Here is a 14,552-nt window from a genome sequence, read left to right on the forward strand (position 1 = left end):
CAGGCAGAACGAAAGTTTTGAATATTTTTCGTCCCAGGCGTTTGACAGCGGATTTGAAAGTGTTCATAATCTCAAGTTCTCCGCTGGAGGGGTGCCCGAGTGGTTAAAGGGGGCAGACTGTAAATCTGTTGGCCTTGCGCCTACGTTGGTTCGAATCCAACCTCCTCCACCAGAGACCCAAACCTGAATCCAGGCGATGTTTGCCTGGATTTTAAAATGTAGGCCTAGGGAACTGGGCGGCCTTCGCAACGAAGGTGGCTGGTTCTCCAAGGCCTTAGTTTTGAAAGTCTGGGATAGATAGTGAGGTGGTGAAAGGACAGCCGCGGGTGTAGCTCAATGGTAGAGCAGAAGCCTTCCAAGCTTACGACGAGGGTTCGATTCCCTTCACCCGCTCCAAGCAGTACACATGCCCATGTGGCTCAGTGGTAGAGCACTCCCTTGGTAAGGGAGAGGTCGCGCGTTCGATCCGCGCCATGGGCACCACAAATTCCAAAGTCTTATCTTCAGTCAGCAGCTTCAGTCAAAAGCGCAATCCAGGTCAGGAGTCAGCCATGGCAAAAGGCAAGTTTGAACGTACCAAGCCGCACGTGAACGTGGGTACGATTGGTCACGTTGACCACGGCAAAACGACGTTGACGGCGGCCATCACGACCGTTCTGTCGACCAAGTTCGGCGGCGAAGCCAAGGGCTACGACCAGATCGACGCGGCACCTGAAGAAAAGGCTCGCGGCATCACGATCAACACGGCCCACGTCGAGTACGAAACGGAAACGCGTCACTACGCGCACGTTGACTGCCCGGGCCACGCTGACTACGTCAAGAACATGATCACGGGCGCCGCCCAGATGGACGGCGCGATCCTGGTCGTGTCGGCCGCTGACGGCCCGATGCCGCAAACGCGCGAACACATCCTGCTGAGCCGCCAGGTTGGCGTGCCGTACATCATCGTCTTCCTGAACAAGGCCGACATGGTTGACGACGCCGAGCTGCTCGAGCTGGTGGAAATGGAAGTTCGCGAACTGCTGAGCAAGTACGACTTCCCGGGCGACGACACCCCGATCGTGAAGGGTTCGGCCAAGCTGGCGCTGGAAGGCGACAAGGGCGAACTGGGCGAGCAAGCGATTCTGTCGCTGGCCCAAGCCCTGGACACCTACATCCCGACGCCCGAGCGTGCCGTTGACGGCGCGTTCCTGATGCCGGTCGAAGACGTGTTCTCGATCTCGGGTCGCGGCACCGTGGTGACCGGCCGTATCGAGCGCGGCGTGATCAAGGTTGGCGAAGAAATCGAAATCGTCGGTATCACCCCGACGGTCAAGACGACCTGCACCGGCGTGGAAATGTTCCGCAAGCTGCTGGACCAAGGTCAAGCCGGCGACAACGTGGGCATCCTGCTGCGCGGCACCAAGCGTGAAGACGTCCAGCGCGGCCAGGTTCTGGCCAAGCCGGGCTCGATCACCCCGCACACGGACTTCACCTCCGAGGTGTACATCCTGTCCAAGGAAGAAGGCGGCCGCCACACCCCGTTCTTCAACGGCTACCGTCCCCAGTTCTACTTCCGCACGACGGACGTGACCGGCACGATCGACCTGCCGGCCGACAAGGAAATGGTCCTGCCGGGCGACAACGTGACGATGACCGTCAAGCTGCTGGCCCCGATCGCCATGGAAGAAGGCCTGCGTTTCGCCATCCGTGAAGGCGGTCGTACCGTCGGCGCCGGCGTCGTCGCCAAGATCCTGAAGTAAGCAATACCCGGATGGGTAGAGTGGGCTCTCAAGCCCCTCTATCCATCTTTGCTGTAAAAGTAGTATGATGTATGGTTCCGCAAGCCGCTACACATGGTAGTGGCTTGATAGATGAAGCGGAACGATGAAAGTGCAGTGCACGTGAGTGCGAATGTGAGTGTTTTAGGGGCATAGCTCAATTGGCAGAGCGTCGGTCTCCAAAACCGAAGGTTGTAGGTTCGATTCCTACTGCCCCTGCCACCGCCAGGATAAACCCGCGGGAGATCATCGCGAGTTACGCATTCACGGCGGCTCGCGTCGCAATATGTCTAATACCAGCGTAGAAACCGTAACCAGTACCGCCGACCGGGTCAAGCTCGGGCTGGCGGTTCTTGTCGTTATTGCTGGCATCGTCGGGTTTTCCGTGCTCAGCGCACAACCGATGCCTGCTCGTATCGGCGTCTTTGTCGGCGGCCTCGTGATCGCGGCCGTGATCGCCTGGTTCAGCGAGCCGGGGCGTCGCACGCTGAGCTTTGCCAGCGAGTCCTACAACGAAGTCAAGCGTGTCTCGTGGCCCACCCGCAAGGAAACGACCCAGATGACGGGCATCGTTTTCGCGTTCGTGGCGGTCATGGGCATTTTCATGTGGGTGCTCGACAAGGGCATCGAATGGATTCTCTACGGCCTGTTGTTGGGCTGGAAATAAGGACGGCGAATGAGTAAGCGTTGGTATGTCGTCCATGTGTACTCCGGCATGGAAAAAAGCGTACACAAGGCCCTGAACGAGCGCATCGAGCGCGCGGGCCTGCAAACGTCTTTTGGCCGCATTCTTGTGCCCTCCGAGGAAGTCGTCGAGGTCAAGGGTGGCCAGAAGTCGATCACCGAGCGCCGCATTTTCCCCGGTTACGTCCTGGTTGAAATGGACCTGACCGACGAAACGTGGCACCTGGTCAAGAACACCAACCGCGTCACCGGCTTTTTGGGTGGCTCGGGCAATCGTCCGACCCCGATTTCCGAAAAGGAAGTCGAAAAGATCCTCTCCCAGATGGAAGAGGGCGTCGAGAAACCCCGCCCCAAGATCCTGTTCGAAGTGGGCGAGATGGTTCGGGTCAAGGAAGGTCCGTTTGCGGACTTCAACGGCAACGTCGAAGAAGTCAACTACGAAAAGAGCAAGGTTCGCGTGTCTGTCACGATCTTCGGTCGTGCCACCCCCGTCGAACTGGATTTCAGCCAGGTCGAAAAGACCTGATTTCAACCCCCGGGGAGCCCTGGCCGCGCGCTAGGGCGATATAACCCGCAAGGAGCAAAGCATGGCGAAGAAGATCGTCGGCTTTATCAAGCTGCAAGTGCCGGCTGGTAAGGCTAACCCCTCCCCCCCGATTGGCCCGGCCCTGGGTCAGCGTGGCCTGAACATCATGGAATTCTGCAAGGCGTTCAACGCCAAGACCCAAGGCATGGAGCCTGGTCTGCCGATTCCGGTGGTGATCACCGCTTTCGCCGACAAGAGCTTCACCTTCATCATGAAGACCCCGCCCGCGACGGTCCTCATCAAGAAGGCCGCCGGCGTGCAGAAGGGTTCGTCCAAGCCGCATACCGACAAGGTCGGCACGCTGACCCGCGCGCAAGCTGAAGAAATCGCCAAGGCCAAGGGCCCCGATCTGACCGCCGCTGATCTGGACGCCGCCGTCCGCACGATCGCTGGCAGCGCCCGCAGCATGGGCATCACGGTTGAGGGGATCTAATCATGGCAAAACTGAGCAAGCGCGCCGCCGCCATTGCGCAAAAGATCGACCGCACCAAGCTGTACCCGGTCGCCGAAGCCCTGACCCTGGTCAAGGAAACCGCTGTCGCCAAGTTCAACGAATCGATTGACGTGGCCGTGCAGCTGGGCATCGACCCGAAGAAGTCGGACCAACTGGTCCGCGGCTCGGTCGTGCTGCCCGCCGGTACCGGCAAGTCGGTCCGCGTCGCCGTGTTCGCCCAAGGCGACAAGGCTGAGGCCGCCAAGGCCGCTGGCGCCGACATCGTCGGCCTGGACGACCTGGCCGACCAGATCAAGGCCGGTCAAATGGACTTCGACGTGGTCATCGCCTCGCCCGACACGATGCGTGTCGTCGGCGCCCTGGGTCAGATCCTGGGCCCGCGTGGCCTGATGCCGAACCCGAAGGTCGGCACCGTGACCCCCGACGTCGCCACCGCCGTCAAGAACGCCAAGGCCGGTCAGGTTCAGTACCGCACCGACAAGGCCGGCATCATCCACGCCACGATCGGCCGCGCGTCGTTCGGCGTGGAACAGCTGCAAACCAACCTGGCCGCGCTGGTCGACGCCCTGCAAAAGGCTCGTCCCGCCGCTGCCAAGGGCATCTACCTGCGCAAGCTGGCCGTTTCGTCCACGATGGGCGGCGGTGCGCGCGTGGAAATTGCCTCGCTGTCGGCTACCAACTAAGCCAACAGTTGTAAACGTACTTTGGGCCGCATCCGGATTCCTCCGGATGCTGCTGTCAAAGACCGCTGGAGCAGGTCAGCGCGAAGGTTCTCCTTCCGCTGGAAGCAGTACCCTCGCTGCCCCGCTTAATCCCGAAGCTCGCAAAGTTCGGATCCAGCGTAGACGGCGTCCCCAGGAAGATTTCTTTACCCGAAGAACTCGACCAGGCGCCGCATTCGGTTGACGCGCAAGGCTCCGGCCCCAGGCGTCTTTTGATGGAGTGTTCAAACCGTGAGTCTCAATCGTCAAGAGAAAGCGGTGGTAATCGAGGAAGTCTCGGCCGAAGTGGCCAAGGCGCAATCGATTGTTATCGCCGAGTACCGTGGTCTGGACGTCGCCTCTGTCACCGTACTGCGCAAAACTGCGCGTGAATCGGGCGTGTATCTGCGTGTTCTGAAGAACTCGCTGGCCCGTCGTGCTGTTGCCGGCACGGCTTTCGAGCCGTTGGCCGAGCAACTGACCGGTCCGCTGATCTATGGCATCAGCGCTGATCCGGTTACGGCGGCCAAGGTCCTCGCAGGTTTCGCGAAAAGCAACGACAAGCTGGTCATCAAGGCGGGCGCTCTGCCCAACAGCCTGCTGAACCAAGAAGGCGTGAAGGCTCTGGCCACCATGCCCTCGCGCGAAGAGTTGCTGTCGAAACTGCTGGGCACCATGCAAGCCCCCATCGCGCAATTCGTGCGTACGCTCAACGAAGTTCCGACCAAGTTCGCCCGTGGCCTCGCCGCCGTGCGCGACCAGAAGGCCGCGGCTTAATCCCCGCCCTTCACGGAAATTCGCTGAACGACCGAGCGACACCCAAACCCTGGCATTACCCAATATTTGGAGTTCTTAAAAATGGCACTTAACAAAGCTGAAATCCTTGACGCCATCGCTGGCATGACCGTGCTCGAACTGTCCGAGCTGATCAAGGAAATGGAAGAGAAGTTCGGCGTGTCGGCTGCTGCCGCCGCTGTGGCCGTGGCCGCTCCGGCCGCCGGTGGCGCTGCCGCCGCTGCTGAAGAGCAGACCGAGTTCACCGTTGTCCTGGCTGAAGCCGGCGCCAACAAGGTTTCCGTCATCAAGGCCGTGCGCGAGCTGACCGGTCTGGGCCTGAAGGAAGCCAAGGACCTGGTCGACGGCGCGCCGAAGCCCGTCAAGGAAGGCGTTGCCAAGGCTGACGCCGAAGCCGCCAAGAAGAAGCTGGAAGAAGCTGGCGCCAAGGTCGAAGTCAAGTAAGACCTGCGTCAATTTGCCCGGGGACAGCGCAATTTGCCGTCCCCGGGCTTTTGCGTTTCCAGGAAACCCCTGCTGGGGTTATGCCCTTTCCAGAGGGGTTTCCTGGAGTCGTATCACCTGGGGCCGTGGTTGACGGCCCATGCAACCTCGAGTCGGAGTGCTCATGCCTTACTCGTACACCGAAAAAAAGCGCATCCGCAAAAGCTTCGCCAAGCGTGAAGACGTTCAAAACGTTCCCTTCCTTTTGGCGACTCAGCTTCAATCCTACCTAACTTTCCTGCAGGCGGATACCGCCCCGTCCGATCGCGTAGCCGACGGTTTGCAGGCGGCGTTTTCGTCGATTTTCCCGATCGTTAGTCACAACGGTATGGCGCGCTTGGAGTTCGTGAGCTATGTGCTCGGCGAACCGGTGTTCGATGTCAAGGAATGTCAGCAACGTGGCCTGACCTATGCCTCGCCCCTGCGAGCCAAGGTCCGCCTGGTGCTGCTTGACCGCGAAGTCAGCAAGCCCACCGTCAAGGAAGTGAAGGAACAGGAAGTCTACATGGGCGAAATTCCGCTCATGACGGGCACCGGTTCGTTCGTCATCAACGGCACCGAGCGTGTCATCGTCTCGCAGCTGCACCGCTCGCCTGGCGTGTTCTTCGAACACGACCGCGGCAAGACGCACAGCTCGGGCAAGCTGCTGTTCTCGGCCCGCGTGATTCCCTACCGCGGCTCGTGGCTGGACTTCGAATTCGACCCCAAGGACATCCTGTTCTTCCGCGTCGACCGTCGCCGCAAGATGCCTGTCACGATCCTGTGCAAGGCCATCGGCATGACGCCGGAATCGATCCTGGCGAACTTCTTCGACTTCGACAACTTCGAGTTGAAGAGCGAAGGCGCCATGATGGAATTCGTGCCCGAGCGCTGGAAGGGCGAAATGGCCCGCTTCGACATCGCGGACCGCTCCGGCAAGGTCATCGTCGAAAAAGACAAGCGTATCAACGCCAAGCATCTGCGCGACCTGGCTGCCGGCGGCATCCAGCGCATCTCCGTGCCGGAAGACTTCCTGTACGGCCGCGTGCTGGCCAAGAACATCGTTGACGCCGATACCGGCGAGGTCATCGCCAACGCCAACGACGAGATCACCGAAAGCGTGCTGGGCGCCCTGCGCGCCGCCAACGTGCACGACATCCAGACGCTCTACACGAACGACCTGGATCGCGGCCCGTACATCTCGCAGACGCTGCGCACCGATGAAACCGCCGACCAGATGGCCGCGCGCGTTGCCATCTACCGCATGATGCGTCCTGGCGAACCGCCCACCGAAGAAGCGGTGGAAGCACTGTTCCAGCGCCTGTTCTACAGCGAAGAAACGTACGACCTGTCGCGCGTCGGTCGCATGAAGGTCAACAGCCGCCTGGGCCGTGGTGAGGACATCACCGGCCCGATGACGCTGACCAACGAAGACATCCTTGAAACCATCAAGGTGCTGGTCGAGCTGCGTAACGGCCGTGGCCAGATCGACGACATCGATCACCTGGGCAACCGCCGCGTGCGTTGCGTCGGCGAACTGGCCGAGAACCAGTTCCGCGCCGGCCTCGTGCGCGTCGAACGCGCCGTCAAGGAACGTCTGGGCCAGGCCGAGACCGAAAACCTGATGCCGCACGACCTGATCAACTCCAAGCCGATCTCGGCCGCCATCAAGGAGTTCTTCGGTTCGAGCCAGCTTTCGCAGTTCATGGACCAGACCAACCCGCTGTCGGAAATCACGCACAAGCGTCGTGTTTCCGCACTGGGCCCGGGCGGTCTGACCCGCGAGCGCGCCGGCTTCGAAGTCCGTGACGTGCACCCGACCCACTACGGCCGCGTCTGCCCGATCGAAACGCCGGAAGGCCCGAACATCGGCCTGATCAACTCCATGGCGCTGTACGCTCGCCTGAACGAGTACGGCTTCCTGGAAACGCCTTACCGCAAGATCGTCGACGGCCGCGTCAGCGACCAGATCGACTACCTGTCGGCCATCGAAGAAAGCCATTACGTGATCGCGCAGGCCAACGCCGCGCTCGATGACGAAGGCAAGTTCGTGGACGACCTGGTGGCTTGCCGTGAAGCCGGCGAAACCATGCTGACCGCCCCGGCCAACGTGCACTACATGGACGTGGCCCCGTCGCAGATCGTGTCGGTCGCCGCTTCGCTGATTCCGTTCCTGGAGCACGACGACGCGAACCGCGCGCTGATGGGCGCCAACATGCAACGTCAGGCCGTGCCTTGCCTGCGTCCGGAAAAGCCGGTCGTGGGCACGGGTATCGAGCGCACCGTGGCCGTTGACTCGGGCACCACCGTGCAGGCGCTGCGTGGCGGCCTGGTCGACCACGTCGACGCCGAGCGCGTGGTTATTCGCGTGAACGACGAAGAAAACGTCGCCGGCGAAGTCGGTGTCGATATCTACAACCTGATCAAGTACACGCGTTCCAACCAGAACACGAACATCAACCAGCGTCCCATCGTCAAGCGTGGCGACCGTGTCGCCAAGGGTGACGTGCTGGCCGACGGCGCATCGACGGACCTGGGCGAACTCGCCCTGGGCCAGAACATGCTGATCGCGTTCATGCCCTGGAACGGCTACAACTTCGAAGACTCGATCCTGATCTCCGAAAAGGTCGTGGCCGATGACCGCTACACCTCGGTGCACATCGAGGAACTGACGGTTGTCGCTCGCGATACCAAGCTGGGTCCGGAAGAAATCACGCGCGACATCAGCAACCTGGCCGAGACGCAACTGAACCGCCTGGACGATTCGGGCATCACGTACATCGGCGCCGAAGTCAGCGCCGACGACGTGCTGGTCGGCAAGGTCACGCCCAAGGGCGAAACCCAACTGACGCCGGAAGAAAAGCTGCTGCGCGCCATCTTCGGTGAAAAGGCGTCCGACGTTAAGGACACCTCGCTGCGCGTGCCTTCGGGCATGACCGGCACCGTCATCGACGTGCAGGTGTTCACCCGCGAAGGCATCGTGCGCGACAAGCGCGCCCAGTCCATCATCGACGATGAACTGCGCCGCTATCGCCAGGACCTGAACGACCAGTTGCGCATCGTTGAAAACGACCAGTTCGACCGTATCGAGAAGATGCTGGTCGGCAAGACCGTCAACGGCGGCCCGCGCAAGCTGGCCAAGGGCGCCACGATCACCAAGGCTTACCTGGCTGATCTGGACCGCTGGCAGTGGTTCGACATCCGCCTGGCCGACGAGCCCCACGCCGTGGTGCTGGAGCAGGCCAAGGAATCGCTCGAGCAGAAGCGTCACCAGTTCGACCTGGCCTTCGAAGAGAAGCGCAAGAAGCTGACGCAGGGCGACGAGCTGCCCCCGGGCGTGCTGAAGATGATCAAGGTCTACCTGGCCGTGAAGCGTCGTCTGCAGCCTGGCGACAAGATGGCAGGCCGTCACGGCAACAAGGGCGTGGTCTCGCGCATCACCCCGGTGGAAGACATGCCGCACATGGCTGACGGCACGCCGGCCGACATCGTTCTGAACCCGCTGGGCGTGCCCTCGCGGATGAACGTGGGCCAGGTGCTGGAAGTGCACTTGGGCTGGGCTGCCAAGGGCGTGGGTCACCGCATCGCCGACATGCTGCGCGACGAGCGCACCGCGCAGGTCAAGAACGTCCGTGCTTACCTGGACAAGGTCTACAACACGACCGGCACCGGCGCGCGCATCGACGAGCTGACCGACGAAGAAGTCATGGAAATGGCCCAGAACCTCAAGAACGGCGTGCCGTTCGCGACGCCCGTCTTCGACGGCGCGACCGAAGAGGAAATCACCAAGATGCTGGAACTGGCCTATCCGGACGACGTCGCCAAGCGCATGGCGCTGACGCCCTCGCGCACGCAGGCGTGGCTGTACGACGGCCGCACCGGCGAGAAGTTCGAGCGTCCGGTCACCGTCGGCTACATGCACTACCTGAAGCTGCACCACTTGGTCGACGACAAGATGCACGCGCGTTCGACCGGTCCGTACTCGCTCGTGACCCAGCAGCCGCTGGGCGGCAAGGCGCAGTTCGGTGGCCAGCGTTTCGGGGAAATGGAAGTGTGGGCGCTGGAAGCCTACGGCGCCGCCTACACCCTGCAGGAAATGCTGACGGTGAAGTCCGACGACATCACCGGCCGCACCAAGGTATACGAAAACATCGTCAAGGGCGATCACGTCATCGATGCCGGCATGCCGGAATCGTTCAACGTGCTGGTCAAGGAAATCCGCTCGTTGGCCCTGGACATGGATTTGGAGCGTAACTAATGAAAGCGCTACTCGACCTCTTTAAGCAAGTCTCGCAAGACGAGCAATTCGATGCCATCAAGATCGGCATCGCCTCGCCCGAGAAGATCCGTTCGTGGTCCTACGGCGAAGTTCGCAAGCCCGAGACCATCAACTACCGCACGTTCAAGCCCGAGCGTGACGGTCTGTTCTGCTCCAAGATCTTCGGCCCGATCAAGGACTACGAGTGCCTGTGCGGCAAGTACAAGCGCCTGAAGCACCGTGGCGTGATCTGCGAGAAGTGCGGCGTTGAAGTTACCGTTGCCAAGGTTCGCCGTGAACGCATGGGCCACATCGAGCTGGCCAGCCCCGTCGCGCACATCTGGTTCCTGAAGAGCCTGCCGTCGCGTCTGGGCATGGTGCTCGACATGACCCTGCGCGACATCGAACGCGTCCTGTACTTCGAAGCCTGGTGCGTGATCGAACCCGGCATGACGCCGCTCAAGCGCGGCCAGATCATGTCGGACGACGATTTCCTGGCCAAGACCGAGGAATACGGCGACGACTTCCGTGCCCTGATGGGCGCCGAGGCCGTGCGCGAACTGCTGCGCACCATCGACATCGACCGCGAAGTGGAAACGCTGCGCGGCGAACTGAAGGCCACCAGCTCGGAAGCCAAGATCAAGAAGATCTCCAAGCGCCTGAAGGTGCTGGAAGGCTTCCAGAAGTCCGGCATCAAGGCCGAGTGGATGGTCATGGAAGTGCTGCCCGTGCTGCCGCCGGACCTGCGTCCGCTGGTGCCGCTGGACGGCGGCCGCTTCGCGACCTCCGACCTGAACGACCTGTACCGCCGCGTCATCAACCGCAACAACCGTCTGAAGCGCCTGCTGGAGCTGAAGGCCCCTGAAATCATCCTGCGCAACGAAAAGCGCATGCTGCAGGAAGCCGTCGACTCGCTGCTGGACAACGGTCGCCGCGGCAAGGCCATGACCGGCGCCAACAAGCGCCAGCTCAAGTCCCTGGCCGACATGATCAAGGGCAAGAGCGGTCGTTTCCGTCAGAACCTGCTGGGCAAGCGCGTCGACTACTCGGGCCGTTCGGTTATCGTGGTGGGTCCGCAGCTCAAGCTGCACCAGTGCGGCCTGCCCAAGCTGATGGCCCTGGAACTGTTCAAGCCGTTCATCTTCAATCGCCTGGAGATGATGGGCCTGGCCACGACCATCAAGGCCGCCAAGAAGCTGGTGGAAAGCCAGGAACCGGTGGTCTGGGACATCCTGGAAGAAGTCATCCGCGAACACCCGGTCATGCTGAACCGTGCGCCCACGCTGCACCGTTTGGGCATCCAGGCGTTCGAGCCGGTCCTGATCGAAGGCAAGGCCATCCAGCTGCACCCGCTGGTCTGCGCGGCGTTCAACGCCGACTTCGACGGTGACCAGATGGCCGTCCACGTGCCGCTGTCGCTGGAAGCCCAGCTGGAAGCGCGCACGCTGATGCTGGCTTCGAACAACGTGCTGTTCCCGGCCAACGGCGAACCGTCGATCGTGCCGTCCCAGGACATCGTGCTGGGTCTGTACTACACGACGCGCGAGCGCATCAACGGCAAGGGCGAAGGCATTTTCTTCACCGACGTCGCTGAAGTGCAACGCGCCTACGACAACGGTGAAGTGGAGCTGCAAAGCCGCATCACCGTGCGCCTGAAGGAACACGAGCGTGACGAGAATGGCGAATGGCAGCCGGTGATCCGCCGCCACGAAACCACCGTCGGCCGCGCGCTGCTGTCCGAGATCCTGCCCAAGGGCCTGCCCTTCACCGTGCTGAACAAGGCGCTGAAGAAGAAGGAAATCTCGCGCCTGATCAACCAGTCGTTCCGCCGTTGCGGCCTGCGCGACACGGTGATCTTCGCCGACAAGCTGATGCAGTCGGGCTTCCGCCTGGCCACCCGCGGCGGTATCTCGATCGCCATGGGCGACATGCTGATCCCGTCGGCCAAGGAAGGCATCCTGGCCGAAGCCAGCCGTGAAGTGAAGGAAATCGACAAGCAGTACTCGTCGGGTCTGGTCACGTCCCAGGAACGCTACAACAACGTGGTGGACATCTGGGGCAAGGCCGGCGACAAGGTCGGCAAGGCGATGATGGAGCAACTGGCCACCGAACCCGTGATCAACCGTCACGGCGAGGAAGTGCGCCAGGAGTCGTTCAACTCCATCTACATGATGGCTGACTCGGGCGCCCGCGGTTCGGCCGCCCAGATCCGCCAGCTGGCCGGCATGCGCGGCCTGATGGCCAAGCCGGACGGCTCGATCATCGAGACGCCCATTACCGCGAACTTCCGTGAAGGCCTGAACGTGCTTCAGTACTTCATCTCGACTCACGGCGCGCGTAAGGGTCTGGCCGACACGGCACTGAAGACCGCGAACTCGGGTTACCTGACCCGTCGTCTGGTCGACGTGACGCAGGACCTGGTGATCACCGAGGACGATTGCGGCACCTCGCAGGGCTACAACATGAAGGCCCTGGTGGAAGGCGGTGAAGTCATCGAGCCGCTGCGCGACCGCATCCTGGGCCGCGTGGCCGCCATCGACATCGTCAACCCGGACACGCAGGAAACGGCGATCACCGCCGGCACCCTGCTGGACGAAGACATGGTCGACATGATCGACCGCATCGGCGTGGACGAAGTCAAGGTCCGCACGCCGCTGACGTGCGAAACGCGCCATGGCCTGTGCGCGCACTGCTACGGCCGTGACCTCGGCCGCGGCACGCCGGTCAACCAGGGCGAAGCGGTCGGCGTCATCGCCGCCCAGTCCATCGGTGAACCGGGCACGCAGCTGACGATGCGTACGTTCCACATCGGTGGCGCGGCGTCGCGTTCGGCCCTGGCCAGCGCGGTGGAAACCAAGTCCAGCGGCGTGGTCGGCTTTGCCAGCACCATGCGCTACGTCACCAACGCCAAGGGCGAACGCGTCGCGATTTCGCGCTCGGGCGAACTGGCGATCTTCGACGACAACGGTCGTGAACGCGAACGCCACAAGATCCCGTACGGCGCGACCGTGCTGGTGGGCGATGGCGAGGCCGTGAAGGCCGGCGCGCGCCTGGCGACGTGGGATCCGCTGACCCGTCCGATCGTGTCGGAATACGGTGGCGCCGTCCGCTTCGAGAACATCGAAGAAGGCGTGACCGTGGCCAAGCAGGTGGACGAAGTCACCGGCCTGTCGACGCTCGTCGTCATCACGCCCAAGACCCGTGGCGGCAAGATCGTCATGCGTCCGCAGATCAAGCTGGTCAACGAGAACGGCGAAGACGTCAAGATCGCTGGCACCGATCACTCGGTGAACATCTCGTTCCCGGTCGGCGCGCTGATCACGGTGCGTGACGGCCAGCAGGTTGCCGTGGGTGAAGTCCTGGCGCGTATTCCGCAGGAATCGCAAAAGACCCGCGACATTACCGGCGGTCTGCCGCGCGTGGCCGAGCTGTTCGAAGCCCGTTCGCCCAAGGATGCCGGCATGCTCGCCGACGTCACCGGCACGGTCTCGTTCGGCAAGGACACCAAGGGCAAGCAGCGCCTGGTCATCACCGACCTGGAAGGCGTCAGCCACGAGTTCCTGATTCCGAAGGAAAAGCAGGTGCTGGTGCACGACGGCCAGGTGGTGAACAAGGGCGAAATGATCGTGGACGGCCCGGCCGATCCCCACGACATCCTGCGCCTGCAGGGCATCGAGAAGCTGGCGACCTACATCGTCGACGAAGTGCAGGACGTGTACCGTCTGCAGGGCGTGAAGATCAACGACAAGCACATCGAAGTGATTGTTCGTCAGATGCTGCGCCGTGTGAACATCGTCGATGCGGGCGATACCGAGTTCATCCCGGGCGAGCAGGTCGAGCGCTCCGAGCTGTTGAACGAGAACGACCGCGTCAACGCTGAAGACAAGCGTCCGGCCACGTACGAAAACGTGCTGCTGGGTATCACCAAGGCCTCGCTGTCGACCGACTCGTTCATCTCGGCCGCCTCGTTCCAGGAAACCACGCGTGTCCTGACCGAAGCCGCCATCATGGGCAAGCGCGACGACCTGCGTGGCCTGAAGGAAAACGTCATCGTCGGCCGCCTGATCCCGGCCGGTACCGGCCTGGCGTACCACCATGCCCGCAAGGACAAGGAAGCCCTGGAGGCCGCGGAACGCGAAGCCGCCCGCCAGCTGGCCAACCCGTTCGAAGACTCGCCGGTCACGGTGGGCTTGGACGCCGATGCCCCGTCGTCCGACCTGGGCAGCGAGGACGCCGCCGAATAAGGGCGACGTCCGGTGCACCCCCCGCGCAGGCCCGGCGGGGGAGGCCAGAAGCAAAAAGGCCGCTGATGCGAATCAGCGGCCTTTTTTTGTCTGCGCGGCGGGGCGCTGACGCTACCTGGCGGCCTGGTTCTTGGCGCGCTGGAATACCGGGCCCCAGACCGGATGGCCGGCTTCGTTCGGCGCCAGTTCGAAGGCGGGATCCAGTTGCAGGATGCGGCTGAAGCTGTCTTCGCAAAGTTGCGGATACTTGCTGACGCAGTAGCTGAACGCCTGCAGCTTGTAGGCCTCGATGCGCACGGCCTTGCTGGAGCCGGCCAGCTCGTCGGACCTGGCTACCCGGCGGATGACCTCGCCGTAGTGCCCGGCGCTATATTGGTCACGAACCTGTTGCAACTGTTCCAGCGCCTCGGGCGTGGGCGGATGGTCGGGCTGGGCGACCGGAAGGCCGGAACAGCCGGCCAGGGCGAACGATAATCCGAGCAAACTGCCGAGCAGGCGAATTTTCATGGGCTTTCATCTAGGTGGGGGAATTTGACGATACGCTATCGTGCCACAGCCTGATGCGCTCCGACATTTTCGGCAATGTCCTGGCGTAACGGATTGGATAA

At 62.2% G+C, this 14,552-nt stretch carries 10 protein-coding genes and 4 tRNA genes; 13 read left to right on the plus strand and 1 reads right to left on the minus strand.

Going from position 1 to position 14,552, the window contains the following annotated elements; genetic code table 11:
* Positions 1-85: 85 nt before the first annotated feature.
* From SB816_RS01750 to rpoC, 13 genes are all read left to right on the plus strand, one after another.
* Positions 86-172, plus strand: a tRNA-Tyr gene (locus SB816_RS01750).
* A gap of 150 nt (positions 173-322) precedes the next feature.
* Positions 323-396, plus strand: a tRNA-Gly gene (locus SB816_RS01755).
* A gap of 12 nt (positions 397-408) precedes the next feature.
* Positions 409-483, plus strand: a tRNA-Thr gene (locus SB816_RS01760).
* Positions 484-551: 68 nt separating this feature from the next.
* The gene (tuf, locus tag SB816_RS01765; protein WP_020925806.1) at positions 552-1,742 is read left to right on the plus strand and encodes an elongation factor Tu; all 1,191 of its coding nucleotides are present in this window, start codon (positions 552-554) and stop codon (positions 1,740-1,742) included.
* A gap of 164 nt (positions 1,743-1,906) precedes the next feature.
* A tRNA-Trp gene (locus tag SB816_RS01770) sits at positions 1,907-1,982 on the plus strand.
* Between the two features lie 64 nt (positions 1,983-2,046).
* Positions 2,047-2,427: a preprotein translocase subunit SecE gene (gene secE, locus SB816_RS01775; protein WP_006389585.1), complete on the plus strand. Its 381-nt coding sequence runs from the start codon at positions 2,047-2,049 to the stop codon at positions 2,425-2,427.
* Between the two features lie 9 nt (positions 2,428-2,436).
* A complete protein-coding gene (nusG, locus tag SB816_RS01780; protein WP_006389586.1) occupies positions 2,437-2,970 on the plus strand; it encodes a transcription termination/antitermination protein NusG in 534 nt (177 codons plus the stop codon).
* Between the two features lie 61 nt (positions 2,971-3,031).
* Positions 3,032-3,463, plus strand: a complete 432-nt coding sequence (gene rplK / locus SB816_RS01785; protein WP_006389587.1) for a 50S ribosomal protein L11 — start codon at positions 3,032-3,034, stop codon at positions 3,461-3,463.
* A 2-nt stretch (positions 3,464-3,465) separates the two neighbouring features.
* Positions 3,466-4,167, plus strand: a complete 702-nt coding sequence (gene rplA / locus SB816_RS01790; protein ID WP_006389588.1) for a 50S ribosomal protein L1 — start codon at positions 3,466-3,468, stop codon at positions 4,165-4,167.
* 270 nt (positions 4,168-4,437) lie between these two features.
* Entirely contained in the window at positions 4,438-4,962 is a 525-nt protein-coding gene (gene rplJ, locus SB816_RS01795; protein ID WP_006389589.1) for a 50S ribosomal protein L10, read from the plus strand.
* A gap of 81 nt (positions 4,963-5,043) precedes the next feature.
* Positions 5,044-5,424 (plus strand): 50S ribosomal protein L7/L12, encoded by a 381-nt coding sequence (gene rplL, locus SB816_RS01800; protein ID WP_006389590.1) that lies wholly within the window; start codon positions 5,044-5,046, stop codon positions 5,422-5,424.
* A 163-nt stretch (positions 5,425-5,587) separates the two neighbouring features.
* Complete coding sequence (gene rpoB / locus SB816_RS01805) at positions 5,588-9,700, plus strand: DNA-directed RNA polymerase subunit beta (RefSeq protein ID WP_020925808.1); 4,113 nt, start codon at positions 5,588-5,590, stop codon at positions 9,698-9,700.
* Entirely contained in the window at positions 9,700-13,944 is a 4,245-nt protein-coding gene (rpoC, locus tag SB816_RS01810) for a DNA-directed RNA polymerase subunit beta' (RefSeq protein WP_054504550.1), read from the plus strand. Before rpoB ends, rpoC begins: the two co-directional genes overlap by 1 nt.
* A 111-nt stretch (positions 13,945-14,055) precedes the next feature.
* Here the strand turns inward: rpoC and SB816_RS01815 are convergent, their stop codons facing one another.
* The gene (locus SB816_RS01815) at positions 14,056-14,451 is read right to left on the minus strand and encodes a TssQ family T6SS-associated lipoprotein (protein ID WP_064527425.1); all 396 of its coding nucleotides are present in this window, start codon (positions 14,449-14,451) and stop codon (positions 14,056-14,058) included.
* Between the last annotated feature and the right edge of the window lie 101 nt (positions 14,452-14,552).

The organism is Achromobacter sp. SIMBA_011 (genome assembly GCF_046535435.1).
Taxonomy (GTDB): Bacteria; Pseudomonadota; Gammaproteobacteria; order Burkholderiales; family Burkholderiaceae_B; genus Achromobacter; species Achromobacter dolens.